The organism is Sporosarcina ureae, assembly GCF_002109325.1.
Taxonomy (GTDB): Bacteria; Bacillota; Bacilli; order Bacillales_A; family Planococcaceae; genus Sporosarcina; species Sporosarcina ureae_C.
Genome location: NZ_CP015348.1, coordinates 711594 through 734659 on the forward strand (window position 1 = coordinate 711594; position 23066 = coordinate 734659).

General features: G+C 40.1%; 26 protein-coding genes. 8 read left to right on the forward strand and 18 right to left on the reverse strand.

Annotation, left to right across the window (positions count from 1 at the left end; all coding sequences use genetic code 11):
- Positions 1 to 37: 37 nt before the first annotated feature.
- From SporoP32a_RS03540 to SporoP32a_RS03550, 3 genes are all read right to left on the reverse strand, one after another.
- Positions 38 to 478 (reverse strand): DUF2269 family protein, encoded by a 441-nt coding sequence (locus tag SporoP32a_RS03540; protein ID WP_085426665.1) that lies wholly within the window; start codon positions 476 to 478, stop codon positions 38 to 40.
- Between the two features lie 8 nt (positions 479 to 486).
- On the reverse strand, positions 487 to 819 hold the full coding sequence (locus SporoP32a_RS03545; RefSeq protein ID WP_085426666.1) for an ASCH domain-containing protein: 333 nt from the start codon (positions 817 to 819) through the stop codon (positions 487 to 489).
- A gap of 122 nt (positions 820 to 941) precedes the next feature.
- Positions 942 to 1691, reverse strand: coding sequence for a FixH family protein (locus tag SporoP32a_RS03550; protein WP_085426667.1), 750 nt, complete (start codon positions 1689 to 1691; stop codon positions 942 to 944).
- A 142-nt stretch (positions 1692 to 1833) separates the two neighbouring features.
- Here SporoP32a_RS03550 and SporoP32a_RS03555 point away from each other — a divergent pair, with 142 nt between their 5' ends.
- From SporoP32a_RS03555 to SporoP32a_RS03570, 4 genes are all read left to right on the forward strand, one after another.
- Complete coding sequence (locus SporoP32a_RS03555) at positions 1834 to 2526, forward strand: response regulator transcription factor (protein WP_085426668.1); 693 nt, start codon at positions 1834 to 1836, stop codon at positions 2524 to 2526.
- Positions 2523 to 3926: a sensor histidine kinase gene (locus SporoP32a_RS03560; RefSeq protein ID WP_085426669.1), complete on the forward strand. Its 1404-nt coding sequence runs from the start codon at positions 2523 to 2525 to the stop codon at positions 3924 to 3926. Before SporoP32a_RS03555 ends, SporoP32a_RS03560 begins: the two co-directional genes overlap by 4 nt.
- A complete protein-coding gene (locus SporoP32a_RS03565; protein WP_232319577.1) occupies positions 3923 to 4483 on the forward strand; it encodes an SCO family protein in 561 nt (186 codons plus the stop codon). The genes SporoP32a_RS03560 and SporoP32a_RS03565 overlap by 4 nt, the downstream gene beginning before the upstream one ends.
- Before the next feature lie 65 nt (positions 4484 to 4548).
- A complete protein-coding gene (locus SporoP32a_RS03570) occupies positions 4549 to 4914 on the forward strand; it encodes a hypothetical protein (protein ID WP_099692496.1) in 366 nt (121 codons plus the stop codon).
- Between the two features lie 15 nt (positions 4915 to 4929).
- On the opposite strand, the gene rlmN is transcribed toward SporoP32a_RS03570, so the two are convergent.
- The 11 genes from rlmN to hisZ all read right to left on the reverse strand — a co-directional run bounded on the left by rlmN (position 4930) and on the right by hisZ (position 15043).
- Complete coding sequence (gene rlmN / locus SporoP32a_RS03575) at positions 4930 to 6006, reverse strand: dual-specificity RNA methyltransferase RlmN (RefSeq protein ID WP_085426671.1); 1077 nt, start codon at positions 6004 to 6006, stop codon at positions 4930 to 4932.
- An 80-nt stretch (positions 6007 to 6086) separates the two neighbouring features.
- Complete coding sequence (locus SporoP32a_RS03580) at positions 6087 to 6269, reverse strand: hypothetical protein (RefSeq protein ID WP_085426672.1); 183 nt, start codon at positions 6267 to 6269, stop codon at positions 6087 to 6089.
- A 96-nt stretch (positions 6270 to 6365) separates the two neighbouring features.
- Entirely contained in the window at positions 6366 to 7718 is a 1353-nt protein-coding gene (locus SporoP32a_RS03585) for a cyclic 2,3-diphosphoglycerate synthase (protein ID WP_085426673.1), read from the reverse strand.
- Between the two features lie 219 nt (positions 7719 to 7937).
- Positions 7938 to 8999 carry a histidinol-phosphate transaminase gene (gene hisC, locus SporoP32a_RS03590; protein WP_085426674.1) on the reverse strand — a complete coding sequence of 354 codons (1062 nt, stop codon included), beginning with the start codon at positions 8997 to 8999 and terminating at the stop codon, positions 7938 to 7940.
- Positions 8992 to 9642, reverse strand: coding sequence for a bifunctional phosphoribosyl-AMP cyclohydrolase/phosphoribosyl-ATP diphosphatase HisIE (hisIE, locus tag SporoP32a_RS03595; RefSeq protein WP_085426675.1), 651 nt, complete (start codon positions 9640 to 9642; stop codon positions 8992 to 8994). The genes hisC and hisIE overlap by 8 nt, the downstream gene beginning before the upstream one ends.
- Positions 9635 to 10399 (reverse strand): imidazole glycerol phosphate synthase subunit HisF, encoded by a 765-nt coding sequence (gene hisF, locus SporoP32a_RS03600; protein ID WP_085426676.1) that lies wholly within the window; start codon positions 10397 to 10399, stop codon positions 9635 to 9637. Before hisF ends, hisIE begins: the two co-directional genes overlap by 8 nt.
- Positions 10386 to 11111, reverse strand: a complete 726-nt coding sequence (hisA, locus tag SporoP32a_RS03605; RefSeq protein WP_085426677.1) for a 1-(5-phosphoribosyl)-5-[(5-phosphoribosylamino)methylideneamino]imidazole-4-carboxamide isomerase — start codon at positions 11109 to 11111, stop codon at positions 10386 to 10388. Before hisA ends, hisF begins: the two co-directional genes overlap by 14 nt.
- A gap of 215 nt (positions 11112 to 11326) precedes the next feature.
- Positions 11327 to 11911: an imidazoleglycerol-phosphate dehydratase HisB gene (gene hisB / locus SporoP32a_RS03610; RefSeq protein ID WP_085426678.1), complete on the reverse strand. Its 585-nt coding sequence runs from the start codon at positions 11909 to 11911 to the stop codon at positions 11327 to 11329.
- Complete coding sequence (gene hisD / locus SporoP32a_RS03615) at positions 11911 to 13191, reverse strand: histidinol dehydrogenase (RefSeq protein ID WP_085426679.1); 1281 nt, start codon at positions 13189 to 13191, stop codon at positions 11911 to 11913. The genes hisB and hisD overlap by 1 nt, the downstream gene beginning before the upstream one ends.
- On the reverse strand, positions 13188 to 13823 hold the full coding sequence (hisG, locus tag SporoP32a_RS03620; protein WP_085426680.1) for an ATP phosphoribosyltransferase: 636 nt from the start codon (positions 13821 to 13823) through the stop codon (positions 13188 to 13190). The genes hisD and hisG overlap by 4 nt, the downstream gene beginning before the upstream one ends.
- On the reverse strand, positions 13811 to 15043 hold the full coding sequence (hisZ, locus tag SporoP32a_RS03625; protein ID WP_198166216.1) for an ATP phosphoribosyltransferase regulatory subunit: 1233 nt from the start codon (positions 15041 to 15043) through the stop codon (positions 13811 to 13813). Before hisZ ends, hisG begins: the two co-directional genes overlap by 13 nt.
- A 153-nt stretch (positions 15044 to 15196) precedes the next feature.
- Between hisZ and SporoP32a_RS03630 the strand changes: the two genes are divergently transcribed.
- The gene (locus SporoP32a_RS03630; protein WP_085426682.1) at positions 15197 to 15991 is read left to right on the forward strand and encodes a histidinol-phosphatase HisJ family protein; all 795 of its coding nucleotides are present in this window, start codon (positions 15197 to 15199) and stop codon (positions 15989 to 15991) included.
- A gap of 62 nt (positions 15992 to 16053) precedes the next feature.
- On the opposite strand, the gene SporoP32a_RS03635 is transcribed toward SporoP32a_RS03630, so the two are convergent.
- The 3 genes from SporoP32a_RS03635 to gdhA form a co-directional block, all read right to left on the reverse strand.
- Positions 16054 to 16629 carry a YdcF family protein gene (locus tag SporoP32a_RS03635; protein ID WP_232319578.1) on the reverse strand — a complete coding sequence of 192 codons (576 nt, stop codon included), beginning with the start codon at positions 16627 to 16629 and terminating at the stop codon, positions 16054 to 16056.
- Between the two features lie 99 nt (positions 16630 to 16728).
- Positions 16729 to 17940, reverse strand: a complete 1212-nt coding sequence (locus SporoP32a_RS03640) for an argininosuccinate synthase (RefSeq protein ID WP_085426683.1) — start codon at positions 17938 to 17940, stop codon at positions 16729 to 16731.
- Between the two features lie 142 nt (positions 17941 to 18082).
- On the reverse strand, positions 18083 to 19465 hold the full coding sequence (gene gdhA, locus SporoP32a_RS03645; protein ID WP_085426684.1) for an NADP-specific glutamate dehydrogenase: 1383 nt from the start codon (positions 19463 to 19465) through the stop codon (positions 18083 to 18085).
- A gap of 378 nt (positions 19466 to 19843) precedes the next feature.
- On the opposite strand from gdhA, the gene SporoP32a_RS16975 reads away from it, so the two are divergent.
- Positions 19844 to 19987: a hypothetical protein gene (locus SporoP32a_RS16975; protein ID WP_198166217.1), complete on the forward strand. Its 144-nt coding sequence runs from the start codon at positions 19844 to 19846 to the stop codon at positions 19985 to 19987.
- A gap of 234 nt (positions 19988 to 20221) precedes the next feature.
- On the opposite strand, the gene SporoP32a_RS03650 is transcribed toward SporoP32a_RS16975, so the two are convergent.
- Positions 20222 to 21505, reverse strand: coding sequence for a LysM peptidoglycan-binding domain-containing protein (locus tag SporoP32a_RS03650; protein WP_085426685.1), 1284 nt, complete (start codon positions 21503 to 21505; stop codon positions 20222 to 20224).
- A 147-nt stretch (positions 21506 to 21652) separates the two neighbouring features.
- On the opposite strand from SporoP32a_RS03650, the gene SporoP32a_RS03655 reads away from it, so the two are divergent.
- Together SporoP32a_RS03655 and SporoP32a_RS03660 are read left to right on the forward strand one after the other, a co-directional pair.
- Complete coding sequence (locus SporoP32a_RS03655; protein ID WP_369823281.1) at positions 21653 to 22288, forward strand: spore coat protein; 636 nt, start codon at positions 21653 to 21655, stop codon at positions 22286 to 22288.
- A 104-nt stretch (positions 22289 to 22392) separates the two neighbouring features.
- A complete protein-coding gene (locus SporoP32a_RS03660) occupies positions 22393 to 23052 on the forward strand; it encodes an HAD family hydrolase (RefSeq protein WP_085426687.1) in 660 nt (219 codons plus the stop codon).
- The last annotated feature ends 14 nt before the right edge of the window (positions 23053 to 23066 follow it).

Here is a 23066-nt window from a genome sequence, read left to right on the forward strand (position 1 = left end):
GCAACATTGTACACATCTTTTTACTCGCTATGTAATTTTACCAGACTGCCGGTTTTTGTACCATAAGCCAAAGCATCACCATAAGCAATCCAATATAAATCCAGGCAGTACGTTGTAACTTGTTGAGTACCGCTTCCCTGTCTTTGCTTGGATCATGGAATCTTTTCAATACAGAAGAGAAACCAGTTGCCAGGAAGAACCCGGACAGCAACATGACGCCTATTGTGAGAATAATCCACGACGTGTTCCATGGCCACGGACCAAATAAAATTAATAATATACCAGTCACAACAAGCACATGGCCTGAATGCATAACAAGTCGTATAATGACTCGGATAATCGCCAGATAGATGTCTTCTGCTTCTGCTTTAGCAGAACGTAGCCGGCGTATTAATGGCAGCAAGAGGAATAAAGGTCCTACTGAAATTATAGCCGACACTACGTGTGCAAAGACAATCGCTCCGTAATAAAAGTTCATTTAAGAGATTATTTCTGAATTGGGCTATATTCGTGCACCCAAACCTTCATTTTAGGAAGCCAAGGCATTTTGTCGTGGATCGACAGCATCGCCTGTTTATATTCTTCAACTGTTTCATGACCTTCTGATTTGGCGTCTTCATCTGTCAGTTCTCCGAGTGTTTGTTCATATAATTTTTCAACTTTGAACTCTTTGCCTTCTAACGTCATCGTTTCGCCTGGGTATGCATAGACACCATTACGTCTAGTAGCCCACTTTTCACCGTTGAGTACTTTTTGTACGTCCTCCGGAATAGTTACAAGTCTTTCTATTGAACATGTTTTTTCTGGATAATTTGTCATGCTAACACTCCTCTTGATTCATTAATCTTTCACGTATACTAGTGTAACCCTTTTCATCAATGAATTACAGCTTTTACTTCCCAATAAAATACCCTCACCACCGGAGCGACGAGGGATGGTACTTATTTCACTTCTACTGTATGTTCTTCATGCTCGTGAATGTCTTCATTTTCGATATGAATAATCACTTGATAGCTGCCTACTTTAGGGAATTGATAGTTTGCTGTATACTCACCCGGCTTGGATTCTTCCGTATCTACCCATGTGGTTTCTTTATCTGCCGAGATGATTTCATAGCGAACCTGCGCCTTTATTGCTTCACCGTCGAGCTGCGCATGCGTCATCAACTCTGTGTCTGTTGCTGCTTTTGCTCCTTCAGGTTGCACAAAGTGAAGAGCAAGACCTTCTACTCCTTCGCCGTGTTCATGATGTTCATCTTCTTTGCCATTTTCGTGTTCATCCGATTGATGGGTAGCATCCCCGATTTGGATTTGCTTTTCTGGCATAACATGCATATCACGTGCAGTTACATGTACTTGAACGTGATACATACCGTCAGTATCGAATGTTGTTTCTGCTGAATAAATACCTTCTTTTTCATTTGTTGTTTCAACTAGAATACTGTCTTCCTTCTTACCTTCTTCCCAGATCTCATATTCCACTTCGGATGCATCATCTACTTTTTCTTCCCCTTGTGTTACAAGTGTTGTTAGAGTTACCGGTTCATTAGCAATTCCTTGTTCTGGTACTGTAAGTTCTACATCAATTACTTCAGGTAAAACAGCTTCCGTAGGTACATCATCGTCTTGCCCACATCCAGCAAGTATACCTATCATAGCTGTACTCATGACTAACATTGATAATCGTTTCATCTTTTCATTCTCCTATCTATTCGTTTAGCTGTTATGATTATAAAATATGTTTACGAAATTTCAATGAAGTTTTAACAACTTCTCGAAACTTCATGTAGATTTCACATCTTTTACGGAAAATTAAACTATAAGCTTTTATGAAATGAGGCGTAGTAAATTGAGTTACCAATTATTAGTCATTGACGACGAACAGCAAATGCGTGATTTGATTCGTGTGATACTTGAAGATGCGGGCTATAGCGTATTCGAAGCCAGCGACGGTTTGCAGGCTCTGTCGATCGTCAAACAACATACGATAGATTTATGCATTGTCGATGTGATGATGCCCTATATGGACGGCTTCACATTTGCAGAGGAGATGAAACGCACTTCATCGATCCCATTGATTTTCCTATCTGCGCGAGGCGAGGAATGGGATAAAGTTCAAGGTCTAAAACTTGGCGGAGACGACTACATCGTCAAACCTTTCTTACCAGGAGAACTGGTCGCGCGGATCGAAGCCGTCTTGCGCAGAACATACCGTCATAATCCTGAACCAATTATATTACAAGCTGGTCCACTTACCATTAATGAAGACTCGTATACAGCACAGCTTAACGGAAACCCTTTAAATCTGACTTTGAAGGAATTTGGCTTGCTGTTATTGCTAGTCAAACATAAAGGGCGCGCCTATTCCCGAGAACAATTACTTGAATTGGTCTGGGGCGATGATCATCAAAGCAGTGAGCGTACAATTGATACGCATGTTAAAACACTTCGTTTAAAACTAGGTGACGCAGGTAAAATGATTGAGACCGTATGGGGGATCGGCTACAAGTTAGAGGACTCTGAATGAATAATTTAAATCTTAGCAAAAAGATGTTGTTTGTATTTTTAGGAAGCATCACGTGTACCATATTATTTTCATTCTTCTTCATTCATTACTTATATACCGAATTATATAAAGAACAAATTAAAGAGTCGATCATATATCAAGGAAATCGAACAGCTTCCCATTATCATTACGGAGAGCTCAGTGATTCGATCATCGAAAAGATTCAATGGTATAACATCGTCTCAGAGTATGAAATTATCGTCGTAGATCGCTTAGATGATTTAACGTCCTATTTCCCCTACAAGATTGATTATCAATCACTCATCAATGATAGCGACGAGAAGATATTAGAGACGGGTAAGCCCGTTATGAAAGAAGGCTATGTAGATGAACTAAATCGGGAAATCTTCGGTGGGATTTTCCCTATTAAAGGAGAAAACGGACTGATTGGTTTCATATATATATATGTTCCGCTCGCTGCGATCCAAGATGTTTTTCACGACAGTTTACCCATTATGATACTCGTCGGGAGCCTATTCTTCCTCGTTCTATTTCTAATTTTGCGGCGTGTGTGGCGTTCGCTATTCGAACCGTTGCAAACATTGCAGACCTATTCAGAAGAAGTGTCTAAAGGTGATTATTCGAATCGACTCAATACAGGACGGACAGATGAGATAGGTAAACTGGCGACTGCATTCGATTCAATGAGTCGTTCCCTTGAAGAGCAAGATCAGCGCAAGAAAGATTTTACGTCAAATATTGTACATGAGCTCAGGACACCATTGACGTATATTAGCGGCTACGCGCAACTTTCACGCAATAAAATTGATTCGTCTCCCGATGATGTAAAACACTACTTATCAACCATCGAGAAAGAAACCGAACGCTTAAAGAAGCTTATACATGATTTAGTCGAGCTAAACCATTTGGAACAGGATGTATATACACTGGAAACTGAACCGATTGCAATTGCGCAATTACTATTAGATACGTTGGAATTATTTGTGATTCGATTACAGGACAAAAATATTCAGTTGAGCACATCGATTGATGAGGAATTGATTTTGGAAGGTGATCCTAAACGATTGCAACAAGTCTTTTATAACACGATCGATAATGCAGTAAAATATGCTGAGCAATCCATTACTATTCATCTGACCGCCAGTAAGCAAGGTGCACAATATCGCATCGCCAATGACGGCGTGACCATAGAAGAAGAGGACGTAGAGCGAATCGGAGAACGCTTTTTCCGTACCGATAAAGCACGAACTCGCACAACAGGCGGTACTGGACTTGGTCTATCGATCGTCAAAGAAATTGTTCGGTTACACGGAGGTACATTCACGATTTCCAATGAAATAACAGAAACCATTGTGATCATTGAATTACCTGAGCAAATACAAAGGAGTGAAAACAGTTGAAACGTCTGATTCCTTTTCTGTTGATGCTCGTACTATTCATCAATGGGTGCAGTCAACCTCTTGAACGTGGGAAACAAGTCCGTGAATTCACCTTCACGGATCAGCATGATCAACCATTCAGTTCCAAGGAGCTTTCCGGTTCGCCATGGATTGCAGACTTCATTTTCACAAATTGTACAACAGTTTGTCCAACGTTGACGAGTGAGATGGCAGACCTACAAGCAGAATTGAAAGATCAGGACATCGAAATGAACTTCGTCTCTTTTACTGTAGATCCTGATACCGATACACCTGCAGTTTTGAAAGACTATATTTCAAACTTTACTGATGATGAATCAAACTGGCATTTCCTGACGGGCTACTCACAACAACAATTCGAAGCGTTTGCTCGGGAAGAGTTCCAGACTTTTGTGCTGAAACATAAATCTTCTACGCAAGTTGTCCATGGTACAAATTTCTATCTACTGGATTCGGAAGGCTATATTCTTAAGGAGTATAACTTCTCAAATGATTCTTATAAAGAAGAGTTATTGGCCGATCTAAAACGCATGAAATAACAGTCGGGTTGCGTGACGAATTTCGTCGATTCCGCTATACTAGGTAAGGAAAGCAGGTGTACGTGTTGGATTCTCGTTATTGGAAAGCCGGTTTTTTTACTGCGCTGACTTCATTTGTTCTACTCATTTTAGGCGTACGGACAGTTCTTGGACATGACTTGATCGTTAATAACTATTTGACGTTCGCCGTATTCGGTCTGATGGTCGGGATTGTCACTTCTCTTTTATTGTTCTATCAGCTATCGATTGCATTTAAAATGTTCATGGTCGTCCTTGTTCTAGCATTTGCTGAGATGTTCCGCAGCTTTATCATGATGGATAATGAATTTTCGGAAGCCATCGGAATTTTATCGCTGTTCATTATTTCATCATTCGGACTAGCAATCTCTGTGATCGTTCAATTCATCGTAAAATTAGCGCGTAAAAAGTAAAAACCGGTTGGAGAATTATTCTCCGACCGGTTGTTTTTTTGTTTTTTTGATTTGTTTACTTCGTAGTTGACCGCATGCCGCATCAATATCTGTACCGTTTTCAAGACGTACTCCACCGTTGATCCCTTTGCGTCTAAGCGCTTCGTAGAACGATTTAATCGCCTCGGGTTCACTCCGCTGATACTGGCCATGTTCATCTACTGGATTGTACGGAATTAGGTTGACGTATGAAAGGTGACGCTTATCCGCAAGCAATCGACCCAACTCTTCTGCTTCTTTGACGTGGTCATTCACGTCACGCAATAAAATATACTCAAATGTGATACGACGATTCGTTTTTTCTAAATAATAGTTGATTGAATCCATCAATTTTTCAATCGGGAATGCTTTGTTAATCTTCATGATGGATGAACGTAACTCATTATTCGGCGCATGTAATGAAACCGCCAAGTTTACTTGTAGTTTTTCATCTGCAAAGTCTTTGATCTTCTCTGTCAGACCACTTGTTGAAACCGTAATATGACGCGCACCGATTGATAGACCTTTTTGGTGATTTACGACATGAAGGAAGTCCATCAGGTTCGAATAGTTGTCGAACGGCTCGCCTATACCCATAACTACAATATGGCTTACGCGTTCATCTTCGCCTTTGCCATCAAGATACTCTTGCACCTTCATAATTTGACCCACAATTTCCCCTGCATCTAGATCACGATTTTTGCGCAAAAGTCCGCTTGCACAGAAACTGCAACCGATATTACATCCGACTTGTGTTGTGACACAAACAGAATGACCATAAGGGAATTTCATCAAAACCGTTTCGATCAAGTTGCCATCATGCATTTTGAAAAGGAATTTCACAGTGCCGTCCTGTGAAACTTGCTTAACGTTTTGCTCAAGTGTTTGAACCGAGAAGTTTTCATTCAATACATCAATGGTTTCTTGATTAATATTATTCATTTCATCAAAAGATAAGACACGCTTTTTATAGAGCCAGTCCCAAACTTGTGCTGCACGGTACTTTTTTTGTCCGTTTTCTATAAGAAAGTCTGTCAATTGTTCAATTGTCAAACCGTATATCGATTTTTTCATTTGATTTCTAGCCTCATTTCAAAAATTACAATCTTTTTATTATACTACAAGATTGTGGAGAAAGGAACAACTGATTCGTTTTATAGTTGTTTTTGCTGAACATTTTTGTCAGTTCTAAGTTTTAGGAAAAATGCCAAAAGGTTCAATGCTGCAAGCACGGCGAAAAAAATACCCATTCCTGTATGTCCTGTCGCGATTCGATCATATGCAAAATAACCCATGACAACTCCAATGACTAAGTCAATGATTTTTGAATTAAACAAGATGCTTCCCCCTTACTGTACTACTCGTAGTATAGCAGAAAAATACACCTGCAACCGAATTTTCATCCGTTACAGGTGCTTGATTAGTCATTTTTCTTACACATTTGTTGTGGAAAGATTATGTTTCTTGATGAACTCTGTTAGTACAGTTTCAAGATTTGGAGTACCGATTTCATCTAAGTCATAATAAACACGTGTACATGGCTTATTGATATTGATGACACGTGAAAGATCCATTGGTGTTCCAATAATCACTGCATCTACATCTGCCGCATTGATAGTAGCTTCAAGGTCTTTTAACTGCTCATCACCGTAGCCCATAGCCGGTAAGATGTTTTCGATATGCTGATACTTTTCGAACGTTGTGATTAGGCTTCCTACCGCAAATGGGCGCGGATCAACAATTTCAGCTGCTCCAAGACGTTGCGCTGCGATGACTCCAGCACCTAGCTTCATTTCACCGTGAGTTAATGTCGGACCGTCTTCAACAATCAGTACACGCTTGCCTTTGATGATTTCAGGATTGTCTACAGAGATTTTTGATTCTGCTTTAATGATGGTACTATTTGGTGCTGCAAATTTAATGTTATTTTCCACCGTTTGAATCGCTTTTTCCGATGCACTGTCGATTTTATTGATAATTGATACGTCTGTTGTGCGCAAGCAAACTTCACCTGGATAGTATTTCAACTCATGGCCTGGACGGTGTGGATCAAGAACTGTGATCGCCAAGTCCGGCTCGTAGAATGAAAAGTCGTTGTTTCCACCATCCCAAAGGATTACGTCACAGCCGTCAGGATCATTTTCAGCTGCGTCAAGAATGTCTTGGTAATCTACCCCTGCATAGATGATATTACCACGGTCAACGTGCGGCTCGTATTCTTCCATTTCTTCAATCGTACATTTATGTTTTTTGAAGTCTTCTACTGTTGCATAACGCTGTACACGTTGTTCAGCCAAATCGCCATAAGGCATTGGGTGACGGATCGCTACTACTTTCAAGTCATGCTCAAGCAATGTTTCGATAATTTTACGTGACGTCTGACTCTTCCCTGTTCCTGTTCTAACTGCACAAACAGAAATAACGGGTTTATTACTTTTGATCATCGTTGCTTTTGATCCAAGTAATGTAAAGTTAGCTCCAGCCGAGTTCACAATTGCGCCAATTCCCATCACTTTATCGTAGCTTAGGTCACTATAAGAGAATACACATTCATCTACTTCTAGTTCTTTGATTAATTCAGGTAGCTGATCTTGTGAGTAGATCGGAATTCCTTCTGGATATAATTCGCCAGCCAATTCAGTCGGATATTTACGTCCATCGATATCTGGAATTTGTGTCGCTGTAAATGCCACGACATTGTATTCTTCTTTACCGCGGTAATATGTATTGAAATTGTGGAAGTCTCTTCCTGCTGCACCAATAATAATTATATTTTTTGTTTTCATAAGTTTATCTCTCCAATCAAGCTTCTTTTTATTATTATAAGGCAATGTGTATAAAAATACAATAGATAAAGTTTAAAATACATAAATTCGTATACATATACATTCAAAAATTATGTCACATATTGTCACAATCGTTCATATAACAACGTTTTGAGTATCCTTTTATATATTGACGACAAGAAAAAGCCATTCAGAATCGAATGGCCTTTTTCAGTTTATTCATTTAGTAAGTTGTTTAAGCACTTCAAACAGTGTATTCATCTGGTTGTCAGTACCAATGGAAATACGTATATAATCACGAATACCTTCTTGATCGAAGTGACGAACTAATATTCCACGGTCTTTTAACAGTTGGTATAATACTTTTGCTTCCTTGTGTAAAGGCTTTGCAAAGACGAAATTCGCGTCTGAAGGTAGTACTTCGAAACCTAACTCTTTCAACATATGGACTGCTGATTCACGAGTGCGAATGATTTTATTCGTACTTTCTGTAAAGTATGCATGATCTACAAATGCCGCAGTAGCACCAGCCATTGCCAAACGATCAATCGTGTACGAATTGAACGAATCTTTAATACGCGTTAAACCAGCAATCAATTCAGGTTGTCCTAATGCAAATCCGATACGTAGTCCTGCTAGCGCACGAGATTTAGACGTCGTTTGAATGACTAATAAATTCGCATAACGATCGATCAATTTCATAGCGGATGGACCTGCAAAATCAATATATGCTTCATCAATGATGACAATCTGATCAGGATTATTTTTCAAGATATCCTCGATTACATCCAATTCTGCATAAATACTCGTAGGTGCATTGGGATTCGGTATAATGACTCCGCCTGGTGAATTATAAAATTGCTTTTTAGGAAGTGTGAAATCATTATTCAGCGGCACTTTTTCGAATGAAATATTGAATAGCTTGGAATAGACCGGATAAAAGCTATAGCTGATTTCCGGAAATTTAATAGTTTTTCCTGGTTCGAAAAATGCCATGAAAGAAAATGCCAGCACTTCATCAGATCCATTACCTACGAAGACATTTTCTTTTGTCAGACCATATGTTTCCGCAATCGCGTGACGCAATGGGTCCACTGTAGGTGATGGATAACGCTGTAATGTATTTCCATTCAGTTCTGATTGGATCGCTTCTAAGACTTTCGGACTTGGCGGATAAGGATTTTCATTCGTATTCAATTTAATGATATCTGGCTGATTCAACTGCTCACCCGGAACATAAGGTTCTGTACGGCGTGCAACTGTGCTCAGAAATCTACTCATTTCGCGGCACTTCCTTTTTCGGTCGTCTCTCACGCAACACTTGCTGAACGTCCGTCAGATCCACATCAAGAATATTCATCAATACGAGTGTATGGTAGACAAGATCCGCAATTTCATTGGAGACTTCTTCTTTGTCTGCATTTTTTGCGCCGATTACGACTTCTGTAGATTCCTCTCCAACTTTTTTCAACACTTTGTCGATACCTTTATTGAATAAATAAGTCGTATACGAACCATCTATTGGATTCGCTTTACGGTCTGCAATTTCATCTATTACTTCATAGACTACTTCACGCAATGATTCTTCTTTTTCCATTACCGTTGTGAAGAAGCAAGTCTTTTCGCCTGTGTGACAAGCAGGGCCTTGTGGTGTTACTTGTAAAAGAATTGTATCTTGATCGCAATCTACAGAAATACGTTTTACTTGTTGTGTGTTCCCCGACGTTGCGCCTTTATTCCATAGTTCTTGTCTTGAACGGCTATAAAACCATGTTTGATTTGTTTCGATTGTTTTTTCAATGGACTCTTTATTCATGTAAGCAAGCATTAGGACTTCCCCTGTGCGATCATCTTGTACAACTGCTGGGATTAGACCTTTGTCGTCGAATTTTAATGCATGGATGTCTAGTGTCATTTTAGTCATTCCTAACTGCGATATTTTCTTCTACTAAGTAATTTTTCAAATCGCGAATATTAATTTCATTAAAGTGGAATACAGATGCTGCAAGTGCTGCGGTTGCTTTTCCTTCTGTCAGTACGTCTTTAAAGTGTTCAGGTTTTCCGGCACCACCACTAGCGATGATCGGGATATTGACTGCATCAGCCATTGCACGATTGAGTTCAAGATTATAACCATCTTTCACACCGTCTTCATCAATGCTGTTAACAACAAGTTCTCCAGCGCCAAGTCCTTCCATCTTTTTGGCCCATTCGATTGCGTCAATTCCGGTCTCTTCCATACCGCCTTTTGCGAATACAGACCACTTTCCTTCGCCAACTTGTCGAACGTCCATAGACAGCATTACACGATCAGAGCCGTATTTATCTGCAACTTCTTTAATCAAACCTGGATTCGTCAAGGCTGCACTATTGATCGAAATTTTATTACCGCCCAGTTCAAATACTTTATCTACATCTTCGAGCGTACGAATGCCGCCACCTACGATGAATGGGATCGGTACTTCCTTGGCAATTTCCTCAATTAAATCGAGGAACATACCACGATTTTTCGTCGATGCCGAAATGTCATAGAAGACGAGTTCATCTGCACCATCTGCAACATACTTTTTTGCTAATGTTAGGGGATCTGCTACTTCCTGAACGTCTAGAAATTTCTTTCCTTTTACAACTTTACGATTATCTACGTCTAAACACGGAATGATCTTTTTAGTTGTTGACATGACTGTCGTCCCCCAATAATTTTTTTAAGGATAGTTTACCTTCGTATAATGCTTTCCCGATAATAGCGCCGTACATGTCTGAAGCAGCAAGTTTTTTGATATCTTCTTCTGTAGATACACCACCTGAAGCGATAATGTCGATGGCAGATGCGTCATCCATGATTTTCAGTTCTTCAAAGTTTGGTCCTTGGAGCATGCCGTCTTTCATGATATCCGTGTAGACCACTGTTTTGACGCCGATTTTCGCAAGGTCTTGTAGTAGATCGACTGCTTTGACGTCACTTGTTTCTGTCCAGCCGTCTGTTGCGACGAAGCCATTACGTGCGTCGATCGATACAGCAATTTTGTCGTCGTGTTTTTCAACAGCTCTTTTAAGAAATTCCGGGTCTTGAATCGCTGCAGTACCGATAATAACACGTGCAACACCATTTGCGATGTGTGAGTCGACGATTTCCATGTTGCGGATTCCGCCGCCTACTTGAACGGGTACGTTGACTGCTTTGGCGATGGCTTCGATCGCTTGTTTATTGGCAGAATTGCCTGTTTTTGCACCGTCTAGATCTACGACGTGGATGTATTCGGCTCCTTGGCTTTGCCATTCTTGCGCCATGTTGGTTGGTGAATCATTGTAGATTATTTCTTGTGCGTAGTCGCCTTGAATGAGGCGGACGCATTTGCCGTCTCTAATGTCGATTGCTGGGAATAAAATCATCAACTAGTCCTCCTAATAAATGAAATAAGCGTTAAGCGCCGTTGATCTGCACTCCGGGTGGACGCTTTCCTGCGGGCATGGCTTGAGCCTCCTCGCTTCGCTGTGGGGTCTCAAGACTCATGCTATTCCCGCGGGAGTCGCCACCCTCCGTTCCGATCAACTAGAATGCTCTAAAAACAAAGAAAGTTTATACTCTAAACCGATAAACACATTAATTACAATGACCCTTTAGTAGAAGGAACACCTTTTATTTCTGGGTTCATTGCGCTGGCGTCGCGTAGGGCGCGGCCGAAGCTTTTGAATACGGATTCGATGATGTGATGTGTATTTTTTCCGTAGTCCAAGTTAATGTGTAATGTGATTTTAGCGTTGTTTGTGAATGCTAGGAAGAATTCTTCGACTAGTTCTGTGTCGAATTCGCCTACTTTGTCTTTCATTCCTTCTACGTTAAAGACGAGGAATGAGCGACCGCTTATATCGATCGATGCAGTGGATAGAGCTTCGTCCATTGGTGTGGATACAAGGCCGAAGCGTTCTATTCCTTCTTTTGTACCGATGCATTGGTTGAATAATTGTCCGAGTACGATACCTACGTCTTCTACTGAATGGTGTTGGTCTACTTCAATGTCGCCGTCGCATGTCACGGATAGATCGAAGCGCCCGTGTTTTGCGAATGCCGTCAGCATGTGGTCAAAGAATCCGACGCCGGTATTGATATTCGTCTCTCCTGTGCCGTCTAGTGAAAATTCCATTTCAATTGATGTTTCGCCTGTCTTACGTGTGAGTTGTTGTTTTCGCATTAGAATCCTGCCTTTCGTACTTTGATCGAATTGGCGTGTCCTGTTAATTGTTCGGCATTTGCCAATACTATGATGTCATCTGCCACTTCTGCCAAAGCATTCTCAGAATAATAGATAATACTCGACTTTTTCATGAAATCATACACACCTAACGGAGAAGAGAACGCTGCGGTTCCGCTTGTTGGCAATGTGTGATTAGGTCCTGCCATATAATCCCCTAACGCTTCAGGTGAGTGCTGTCCTAGGAAAATGGCGCCTGCGTTTCGTATAGCAGCCAAGTGTTCCATTGGATTGTCAATCATGAGTTCCAAGTGTTCAGGTGCCAATCGGTTAACGATATCAAATGCTTCTTGCAATGAATCGACAACAATAATGCGTCCGAATTGCTCAATAGACTGTGACGCAATTTCCTTACGAACAAGATCGGCAAGCTGACGGTCCACTTCTTTTGAGAGCTTGTCCGCAAACGATTGGCAAGTAGTGATGCAAACTGCTGCTGCCCGCTCATCGTGTTCTGCTTGAGATAGTAAATCTGCTGCCGCATAAACTGGATTCGTATTCGTATCGGCCACGACACAAATTTCACTTGGTCCTGCAATCATATCAATGGCTACATCACCGAACACCCATTTTTTCGCACGAGCAACATATGCATTACCAGGTCCAGTAATTTTAACAACCTTTTCAATCGTCTCTGTACCGTACGCTAACGCAGCTATCGCTTGTGCACCACCTACTTTATAGATACGATGAACGCCCGCTTCTTTCGCTGCGACCAATACGTGTGGATTGATTTTGCCATCACGTTGTGGCGGTGTCACCATGGTAATCTGCCGTACTCCTGCAATCTTTGCTGGTAGTGCATTCATTAAAACGGTTGATGGGTAAGCCGCTTTTCCCCCTGGAACGTAAAGTCCCACGCTGTCTATCGGAGTAACTTTCTGACCGAGCATGATTCCTTCGTTTGGATTTAAGAACCAAGATTGTTCTTTTTGTGCTTCGTGATATGTCGTAATTCGCTTTTTTGCCGAGCGCAGTGCACGATAGAAATCCTCTGTAACGGCTTGTTCCGCTTCATGGATTTCTGCTTCTGTGACCAATAAGCTTTCTAGCTTTACTCCATCAAAACGTTCAGTGAAATCTAGAACGGCTGTATCACCTTCGGAACGAACTTTATCGATAATTTTTAGGACATTACGGTCAAATTCCAAATCAGGTTGACTAGAATCATCGCGTTTTAGCAGTTCCTCAGTGAATTCAGCTCCACGAATAATCTTCATGAACGCACCTCCAAGCCTTCCTTCATATCTTTGATAAATTGTTGTATATCTTCAGTTTTCGTTGCATAACTCGCCTTATTCACAATCAAACGAGCACTGACATCAGCCATCTCCTGCAACACGACTAGACCATTTTCTTTTAATGTTGTACCTGTCTCAACAATATCGACAATGACATCTGACATGCCGATTAAGGGTGCAAGTTCTATTGATCCATTCAACTTGATAATTTCTGTACGGATTCCTTTTTTATCAAAATATTCTTTCGCAACTAATGGATATTTTGAAGCAACCGTCAAGAAAGGTACATTTTCAACTGGCGTATTGGGATATCCCGCTACTGCAAGCTTACAACGTCCGATTCCCAAGTCCAGTAATTCATAGACATCACGGGGGTCTTCCATCATGACGTCTTTACCAACTATCCCTACATCCGCCGCGCCTTTCTCAACGTATACAGGAACATCTACTGCTTTGACAAATATTAGTTTAATCTTTTGTTTATCATCATAAATGACAAGCTTTCGGCTCTCATCAGTGAATTCAGAGAAATGTACATCCGATTTCTCGAGGAACTTCATTGCGCGTTCCGCTGTCCGTCCTTTTGCCATTGCTACTGTTAAATAATCCATTCAGGTACTCCTTTCTTGCTAGCGATAAAATCAAGCAACTGCTTGAAGTCGATGAACTCTTTTGCTTCTTGTTGATCTACTAGTTTATTTTGTTGTTCTGTTAATTGAATAGTATAAAGACTGTCTGTCATATATTCCGCTTCGCCCATAGGCTTTGAAATGACACGATAATCACGTTCTCTCAACTTGTTTGTAATATCAATTGCGTATTTGATACGACTCTCTTCATACAGTACTGTCACATCGATGCTATATCGTTCTTTCTGGCCTTTGTTAGATGAAGCTTTCACTAATGATTCGATTTCACATGCAAAACCAATTGCAGGCAATTTCACGCCAAATTCTTCACTTAATGCATCATAGCGACCACCCATCAGTACCGGCTTTCCAAAGTTCTCTACATAACCCTGGAAAATGATCCCTGAGTAATACCCCATATGATTGATTAGGCCTAGATCGATCACGATATGTTTTTTTAAGCCGTATAGTTCAACGATATTGCATGTTTGTTGAAGATAATCGATTGCTCTCTGTGCAGATTCACTAACCTGTAAGTTTTGTAGTCTTTCAAACACTACTTCGGGCGCGCCGTATAATAAAGGCAATTGCTCGAGTACCTCTTTAATAGATGAATCAATCGATAACCTTTGCAAGAAAGGGCCTATCTCCACAACGTTTTTCGCTTGAATCAACGTTTTGAGTTCAGCTGTTTGTTCTACTGTAATGTCGGAGTCCGCGATCAATTCATTGAAAAACCCTGCATAACCGATCTCGATTTTTACATCTGAGAAGCCAACATCACGTAATGCATGACAAGCCAGCATAATCGTTTCTGCATCTGAAGCGAGTGAACTTTTGCAATAGAATTCGACTCCTGCTTGTGTCTTACCGATACGCTCACTTTCCTGGAATGTCTGTCTGAAGACTTCTTGGACGTAATAATAACGCATTTCTTCCGGTAAGTTATCATGCAATTGGACGAGTTGCTGAGTCAATGGGATTGTGACATCGGGCCGTAATACAAGTACTTCACCCGTATAATCAATCACTTTGATCATTTCGTTTTGATTGATTGAGGTACGTACATTAGAATACAAATCATATTGTTCAAACGCGGATGTTTTAATGCGTTTATAGCCATATGTAGTAAATCTTTTTCCTAATGTGTTAATAATCTTTTCATGCTTCTCATGTTCGTTTCCAAGAATTTCAGAATACAAAATATTTTCAACCGCCTTCCATGTGTTATACACTTCACTGCTTTACCACGCTAAAGTTAATTATTACTATAATGGGTATGTAGAGTATTGTCTACTGTTAGTAGCATCATTCATCTGCTACAATATGTACTATAGAAAAGGAGACTTGAGACTATGTTTGATTATCATATGCACAGCGCATTTTCAGCAGATTGTGAAATACCTATGGAAGAGATGGCAAAAGCATCTATAGCCAAAGGACTTACTGAAATCTGTTTTACCGATCACATCGATTATGAATACCCTGATGAAACAATTCATTTCGATTTTGATAAACTAGAATATGCACAAAAAATTATTCAGTTGAATGAACAATTCGATGGACAGCTAACGATAAAAAAAGGTGTAGAAATAGGATTGCAACCGGATTTACTACACCTCTATGAAGAATTAATGGACGAGCATGAATTTGACTTTGTGATTTGTTCACTGCATACAGTCGAAAATAAGTCCCTACATTATCGTGAGTTATTTGAAGACCGTTCAACAGAGGCAGCCTTTGAGACGTATTATAAGGAATTACTATATTGCGTTCAGCATTATAAGCGCTACAGTGTGCTAGGGCATGTAGATCTGATCAAACGTTATACTGATCAGCCGCCAGCCAATCTATTTCATGACTATTTAGAAAAGATCTTCAATACCATTATACCAGAAGGCAAAGGGATTGAACTGAATACTTCCGGAACTCGTTACGGACTATCGCATAATATGCCGAGTGAAGATATTTTACGTTTATATAAGCAATGCGGCGGCGAAATTATTACTTTAGGTTCTGACGCGCACAAAACAAAAGATATTGCACATGAATTCAAAGAATCCCTAGAGTTATATCAGTCGATCGGCTTTAACTATTTAGCAACCTTCACAGAAGGCAAGCCTGAATTCCATAAAATTTCATCATTATGATTCAAATAGAAAAGTGACGAAACTTCAACAGGTTTTCTTCACTTTTTTATTTCAAGCAAGATTTACTTCCTGAAAACCCAAGTTTTCAATAATGCTAAACGTTCACGAATCAATACTTTCGCTTTTACGGATTCAGGTGTCTTTGCCGCCACAATATCAGACTTCCATCCAAGCTGTTTTGCCAGAAACCTTGCCCTAGCCAAGTGATAATCACTGCTAATAATAGTGACACCGGACACTTCCGGAATGATCTTCTGGCTGAATTGTAGATTTTCATATGTAGAAGTGGATTGATCCTCAATAACGAGACGATCTTCCGCAATCCCATGCTCTTTTAGATAATGATACATCGCTTCAGCTTCGCTAATCCCCTCATCTTTTCCTTGTCCGCCTGAAAGCACAAGCTTTACATGTGGATATTGAATTGCATAGTCTACAGCACTTTCTAATCGATAGCGTAAGGATAGTGAAGGAATTTCTCCGTTCACTTTGGCACCCAGAATTATTACATAGTCATAGGATCCATCCGCTTTCATTTGCTGCGCTTGTTTTATTCGCTCCCCTGGTAACATCCAAAACATCCCCAGTCCCGAAATGATCAATACCGCCACTATTGTCATACCCCAAAACTTCTTCATTCAGTCGCCCCTCTTCTATATTCATAAGACGGCATTAAATGAAAAGTAGTTCCAAAAAGAGCAACGAAGCTTTGGGCCTCGCTGCTCTTCACATACAACTTAGGGTGTTTTAACGATTTGCTTTTTATTGACCATACTGTGCACTTCTGTAGGTAGTCCCCAAAGTTTAATGAATCCTACTGCCGCCGCTTGATCAAATTCATCATCAGATGTATACGTTGCTAGTTTCTCATCATATAAGGAATTCGGAGACTTACGACCTTCTACTATGGCATGACCTTTAAAGAGCTTCACACGGACTGTACCGTTAACATATTGTTGTGTGTCCTTAATGAACGCTTCAAGCGACTCACGTAAAGGAGAGAACCAAAGACCGTTGTAAATTAATTCACCAAGTTTTTGTGAAATAATAGGTTTAAAATGCGCTAATTCTTTTACAAGTGTTAAATCTTCTAATTCTTTATGCGCTTTTAATAAAGTAATAGCCCCTGGTGCTTCATAGACTTCACGAGACTTGATACCGACCAACCGATTTTCTACGTGATCGATACGACCGACACCATGTTTGCCAGCCACTTCATTCAACTTTGTGATCAGATCACTTAACAAATATTTTTCTCCATCGATCGTAACAGGAACACCTTGCTCAAAGCCGATTTCGATGATATCCGCTGTATCAGGTGCGTTTTCAATGGATACCGTCAAACCAAAAGCATCTTCTGGTGGTGTTGCCCAAGGATCTTCTAGAATTCCGCATTCATTGGCACGCCCCCATAAGTTTTGGTCCACTGAGTACGGATTATCTAAGTCTATGGGAATTGGAATATTATGTTCTTGTGCATAATGAATCTCTTCTTCACGTGACCAGCTCCATGAACGAACTGGCGCTACAACTTCAAGTGAAGGATCTAGTGACTTGATAGCGACTTCAAATCGTACTTGGTCATTTCCTTTTCCTGTACATCCATGAGCTACAGCAGTTGCTTGTTCCTGATGTGCAATTTCCACCAACTTCTTGGAAATAAGCGGACGGGATAAGGCAGAGACCAAAGGATATTTATTTTCATAATATGTTTGAGCTTGCAATGAAAGAAGGACGAAATCCTGTGCGAATTCTTCACGTGCATCAATAACATAGCTACTAATCGCGCCAACTGTAAGAGCTTTTTCCTTAATGAAGTCGAGATCTTTACCTTCGCCAACATCTAAGCAAACCGCTATTACGCTATATCCTTGATCTGTTAACCATTGAATCGCAACTGATGTGTCTAAACCGCCTGAATAGGCTAAAACGACTTTCTTCTTTTCCATGGGTAAATCCCCCTTCATGCAAGTGCATGTATGTTTATTCAACTTAATGTATTTTTATAATAACATATTTCATTTAAAACACAATAGAAAAGCATAAAAAAACAGACACATTATGTAAAAAAATGTGTCTGTTTTATATCATTTATCGAATTCCGTGCGCGACCATTGCATCTGCTACTCGTAGGAAGCCTGCTACGTTAGCGCCCATTACAAGATTGCCGGGTTTACCGTAATCCACTGCTGCCGTACTACAGTCTTTATAGATATTTTGCATAACTTCTTTCAAATGCATATCCACTTGTTCTTCTGACCAAGATAGACGTTGGCTGTTCTGGGACATCTCCATAGCGGAAACAGCTACACCACCCGCATTGGCAGCTTTTGCTGGTGCGAATAATACATTGTGCTCTTGGAAAATAATAATCGCCTCAATTGTACAAGGCATATTCGCGCCTTCACCAACTGCTTTAACGCCATTTGCGATCAGCATATGAGCTGCAATCTCATCAATTTCATTTTGTGTGGCACATGGAAGTGCAATATCACATGGAATAGACCAAATTTCTGAACAGTCTGCATGATACTCTGCATCAAGATGTTCTTTCGTATATTCCCAAATTCGTTTATTGCCGTATTCTTTAAGTTCTTTGACTAAGTCTAGATCAATACCATTCTTGTCGTAAATATAACCATCAGAGTCACTACATGCTACAACTTTCGCTCCAAGTTGCATAGCTTTTTCCATCGCATATGTGGATACGTTACCTGACCCTGACACTACGACTGTCTGGCCTTCTAACGAAAGATTGTTTTCCTTCAGCATTTCATCTACAAAGTATACTGTACCGTAACCCGTTGCTTCTTTACGACCAAGGCTACCACCATGGTCAGGGTTTTTCCCTGTTAGGATACCTGCTTCATATCCACCTTTAATGCGATTATATTGACCAAATAGATAACCGATTTCACGTTTACCAACACCGATATCCCCTGCTGGTACGTCAATATCGGGTCCAATATGTCTGCTGAGCTCTGTCATGAAGCTTTGTGTGAAACGCATGACCTCACGATCAGACTTACCTTTAGGATCAAAATCAGATCCACCTTTACCCGCACCAATCGGCTGCCCTGTTAAAGCATTTTTGAAGATTTGCTCGAACGCTAGGAATTTCATAATACTATTATTAACAGATGGGTGGAAACGGAGTCCACCTTTGTAAGGGCCAAGATCACTATTAAACTGAACACGGTAACCTCTATTTACCTGTACCCTGCCTTTGTCATCTTCCCAAGCGACCCGGAATGAAATAATTCGCTCCGGCTCTGTAATGCGCTCTAGAATTCCATTTTCCATAAACTCGGGATGCTTAGCAAAGACCGGACGAAGGGAATCAAAGATTTCTCTTGTCGCTTGTAGGAATTCCTTTTCATCTGGATTCCTCTTTTTCACCAACTCATATACATTATGAACGTAATCATTTGCTCGTTTACGATTGTTGTATTCTACTTCATCGACCTTTGTCATTTGCGACCATCCCTTTCCTTAGTTGTTAATTAAAAATTGTCGACTGACCAGTCGCTCACTTATTCACTAGTTATAAATCAAAATAGTGGTCTAAAAAAGATCCAACTCTACTGAATAAATCGAATTTTAATTGTTCAAAATATTTCTTTGTATTCCAATATTATCACTGAAAAGATAGCAAGTTACAAGATTTTTTTGGAAAATCTCTGTTTTCTCTTAACTTTTGTGTCAATTTTATGTATTATATCAAACTTTATTATTTACATTTGACTGAATACGGAGTATTATTAATCTATTCAAACAAACTATGTGAGATCATAAATGTAAGCGCATACACATACTAGTGAGAACAATACGAAAAGAAAGAGGCGAAGCGCCATGACAAAGACATTAGGTACATTTCGATCAATTCTAGGAGCAAATCTACTCCTAATCATGACTTTTGCTTTCCTACCTGCTTTACTCGTAAATCCGGATATGGATATGTTCCAAAGCGCTATGAAAATGTTAAATAACGAATAAGCTCCCATATGACAGAGCCTTTCCTATACTAGGAAGGCTTTTATTTATTGAAATTGAAATTCAAGTTCAGTTACTACATTAAAATTTCAACATCCACTCTATAAATCAAAATAACGAAACTAGTTATTCGTAAGTAGAAGGCGGCTCAAGGAAGATAAGCTCGGCAGGTGAAACAACTAACTAGGAACGAAGTGACTAGTTATTTTCCCGCGAGCCCTTCCGAACGCTATAACTTTATCGCTTTCTAATAGTAAATCGATCTTCTAACAACAGCCAATTCTGCGGGAATGCAAGGCCAAGTTTCCAGTACATAATGCCCCGTAACTTAAACTTTTTAAGCAAATCAAACTTCGCATTGATGCTTCGTGCATCTTCAAACCACACTTCATGTTCGATTCCTTGTTCATCGTAATACGTATAATGTGGCGCCTGAGCCAGTGCGTCGTATTCAATTGCAACATTCTGTTCGATCGCTAGATTAGTCGCCATTCTCGGACTCAGTGCCGTTGCTGCTTTGCTATCTGGTTGACCAAACGGAGCCATCCAGTCATAGCCATACAGATTTTGGCCTAGAAATACTTTTTCTTTCGGAATTTGACTAACGGCATATTCTACTACTTTCGTGACAGGACCAATTGGGCTAACAGCTTGCGGTGCACTATAAGTATATCCCCACTCATACGTCATTAACACTACGAAATCTACAATCTCACCATGAACTTTATAATCATGAGCACCATAAATTCCAGTTGTTACTTCACCAGCCTTTGGTGCAAGTGCAGTGGAAATCGTTAGACCGGCATCATGAATTTGCTTGGTAGCATTGCGTAATAATTCATTATATAATTCTCGATCTTCAGGGAATAATAACTCAAAGTCGAAATGAATATCTTTATAACCAACTTCATTCGCTATTGAAATGGCACTTTGAATCATTCGATTTTGGGCTTCTTTATCGGTGAAAATTACATGCCCTAGCTCTGCACTGAATGTATAGTTTTCTAAGTTGGTCAGCACCAGCATATTTAGAACGCCTGCATTTTTGGCGGTCGTTGGAATATCTGCTATAGCAGGCATTTTGAGGGAACCATCGCGTTGCACTTCATAACTGAACATAGCAAGATACGTCAAACCATCCACACGTTCACGAACTTCGGCTAACATAGCCTGACTGACTGGATTACGCGTTTCTACATATAACAAAGAATCAATCGGTGTTTTCACTTCTTGTGGTATGTAGAGACGCTGTCCAACCATTAGTCTTGCGGCAGGATTAATTGCATTAATTCTTGCCAAGCGAGCGACCGAAAGACCATATCTCTGTGCACTTGTATATAAACTATCTCCAGGTCGTACCCAATAATACGATCCTATAATTGGTATAACAAGCGCTTGTCCCACTGCCAGTCGCGTATCACTTTCCAATTCATTTGCACTTGCTATTTGTTCGTACGGAACACCATATATTTTACCGATTTCATATAAACTCTCACCTTGCGAAACCACATGAATCTGCATGCATTCCCACTACCCTTCTTGAGTTCTATCCTTATGTTATGTTCGCGCGTTACGAACTATGCATAAAGCTTTACAGCATTTTCCTATACATAAGTTTTCGAACACATCACATACTATTCTTGATGTATTAGATGAATGGAGGAGGAAATATATTTGACAAATCAATTCGAAACATCTCAACACATGCAAGGCGGAGCAGTCCCCCCATCAATGAATCACGGCGGACACGAGTTATTTGATGTCAAAGAGGTGTTAAGCGCGACTCTCGGAGCATTGAACCAAGCGATGATTTTACGTCCACATGTCCAAGATCCAGAACTTCTCGATATTCTTGATCGACAATACCGATTCACGCTGGATGAATACAATATCCTTGTGGAAAGTTTTAAGACTGGCAAAGACCCTTCACATCCTACACAAAGCTATCAAATGAAAGCAGGCAGCGATTTCATTTACGGTATGAAAGAAAAAGCACCATCTAAACCGATTCAATCTACAGGTGAAATCACTGATGAAATCATCTCTGGTTTTTTGCTAGGCGCTACAAAAGAAGGCGCTACAGGCAAAACAGCTGCTTCATTAGAAGTATGCAATCCAGTGGTCCGCCGTGTACTTGCAGATTCTGTGCCCAATTGTATAGAAATGGCATACGAATTATCCATTTATCAAAATAAACACCAATATTACCAAGTACCACAATTAAATGATCAGGATATGAATATGTTGCTTAATTCTTTTGCGCCTACACAAGGTCAACCTGCATTACCAAAAAACGTTCAATAAGTCATGGATACAAGCAGATGGTGTTCTTGCCCATCTGCTTTTTTGCTTTTATGCTCGTTATATTTGTATACTATATAGAAGAATACAAATGAAGGAGTGTCTACATGAAAGTTGCGATCTTTGATTTTGACGGTACATTGTACACGAAAGAAACCTTTAAACTACTTATGGAGCAATTAAAGAAGCATCCTAAATACAAGCAGTATTACGGAAAATTCTATCGCTCAATATTACCGTTATATATTCGCTATAAACTCAAAATCCTACCTGAATCCGTAATGAAAGAACGTTCCATGCGTCTTTATCTCCAAGCTTTGGATTCATTGTCGATGACAGAACTACACGAGTATTTTAATGGCATGCATAACGTAATGTTGCCTAACTTCAATGAACAAGTCGTTAAACGGCTCGTCGAACATAAAAAAGATGGATACCACGTCTTGCTCGTCTCTGGTGCTTATACGCCTTTTTTGAAAGCTGTTACAAGTCATCTGACATTCGATCAGATTATTGGCACAGACATCCCTTCAAATGGAGATCAACTAGCGATGGATCGGCCTTTTCTACATATTCAAGGCACACGAAAAAACGAACAAATCGAACATGTTCTACAAGGGGTAACTGTGAATTGGGATAATAGCTTTGCTTATGGTGACAGCATTTCAGATCTTCCAGTCTTAGAACAAGTCGGACATCCTGTAGCAGTTCGTCCAGATGAAAAACTTACGGCCATAGCCAAACAAAGAAACTGGGAAATACTATAAAATAAAACAAACGC

Coding starts and splice junctions, on each gene's coding strand:
- SporoP32a_RS03540 (WP_085426665.1), bottom strand. CDS start 478: ATGAACTTTTATTACGGAGCGATTGTCTTTGCACACGTAGTGTCGGCT.
- SporoP32a_RS03545 (WP_085426666.1), bottom strand. CDS start 819: ATGACAAATTATCCAGAAAAAACATGTTCAATAGAAAGACTTGTAACT.
- SporoP32a_RS03550 (WP_085426667.1), bottom strand. CDS start 1,691: ATGAAACGATTATCAATGTTAGTCATGAGTACAGCTATGATAGGTATA.
- SporoP32a_RS03555 (WP_085426668.1), top strand. CDS start 1,834: ATGAGGCGTAGTAAATTGAGTTACCAATTATTAGTCATTGACGACGAA.
- SporoP32a_RS03560 (WP_085426669.1), top strand. CDS start 2,523: ATGAATAATTTAAATCTTAGCAAAAAGATGTTGTTTGTATTTTTAGGA.
- rlmN (WP_085426671.1), bottom strand. CDS start 6,006: ATGAAAAAATCGATATACGGTTTGACAATTGAACAATTGACAGACTTT.
- SporoP32a_RS03585 (WP_085426673.1), bottom strand. CDS start 7,718: ATGAAAACAAAAAATATAATTATTATTGGTGCAGCAGGAAGAGACTTC.
- hisC (WP_085426674.1), bottom strand. CDS start 8,999: ATGAGTAGATTTCTGAGCACAGTTGCACGCCGTACAGAACCTTATGTT.
- hisIE (WP_085426675.1), bottom strand. CDS start 9,642: ATGACTAAAATGACACTAGACATCCATGCATTAAAATTCGACGACAAA.
- hisF (WP_085426676.1), bottom strand. CDS start 10,399: ATGTCAACAACTAAAAAGATCATTCCGTGTTTAGACGTAGATAATCGT.
- hisA (WP_085426677.1), bottom strand. CDS start 11,111: ATGATTTTATTCCCAGCAATCGACATTAGAGACGGCAAATGCGTCCGC.
- hisB (WP_085426678.1), bottom strand. CDS start 11,911: ATGCGAAAACAACAACTCACACGTAAGACAGGCGAAACATCAATTGAA.
- hisD (WP_085426679.1), bottom strand. CDS start 13,191: ATGAAGATTATTCGTGGAGCTGAATTCACTGAGGAACTGCTAAAACGC.
- hisG (WP_085426680.1), bottom strand. CDS start 13,823: ATGGATTATTTAACAGTAGCAATGGCAAAAGGACGGACAGCGGAACGC.
- SporoP32a_RS03630 (WP_085426682.1), top strand. CDS start 15,197: ATGTTTGATTATCATATGCACAGCGCATTTTCAGCAGATTGTGAAATA.
- SporoP32a_RS03635 (WP_232319578.1), bottom strand. CDS start 16,629: ATGAAGAAGTTTTGGGGTATGACAATAGTGGCGGTATTGATCATTTCG.
- SporoP32a_RS03640 (WP_085426683.1), bottom strand. CDS start 17,940: ATGGAAAAGAAGAAAGTCGTTTTAGCCTATTCAGGCGGTTTAGACACA.
- gdhA (WP_085426684.1), bottom strand. CDS start 19,465: ATGACAAAGGTCGATGAAGTAGAATACAACAATCGTAAACGAGCAAAT.
- SporoP32a_RS16975 (WP_198166217.1), top strand. CDS start 19,844: ATGACAAAGACATTAGGTACATTTCGATCAATTCTAGGAGCAAATCTA.
- SporoP32a_RS03650 (WP_085426685.1), bottom strand. CDS start 21,505: ATGCAGATTCATGTGGTTTCGCAAGGTGAGAGTTTATATGAAATCGGT.
- SporoP32a_RS03660 (WP_085426687.1), top strand. CDS start 22,393: ATGAAAGTTGCGATCTTTGATTTTGACGGTACATTGTACACGAAAGAA.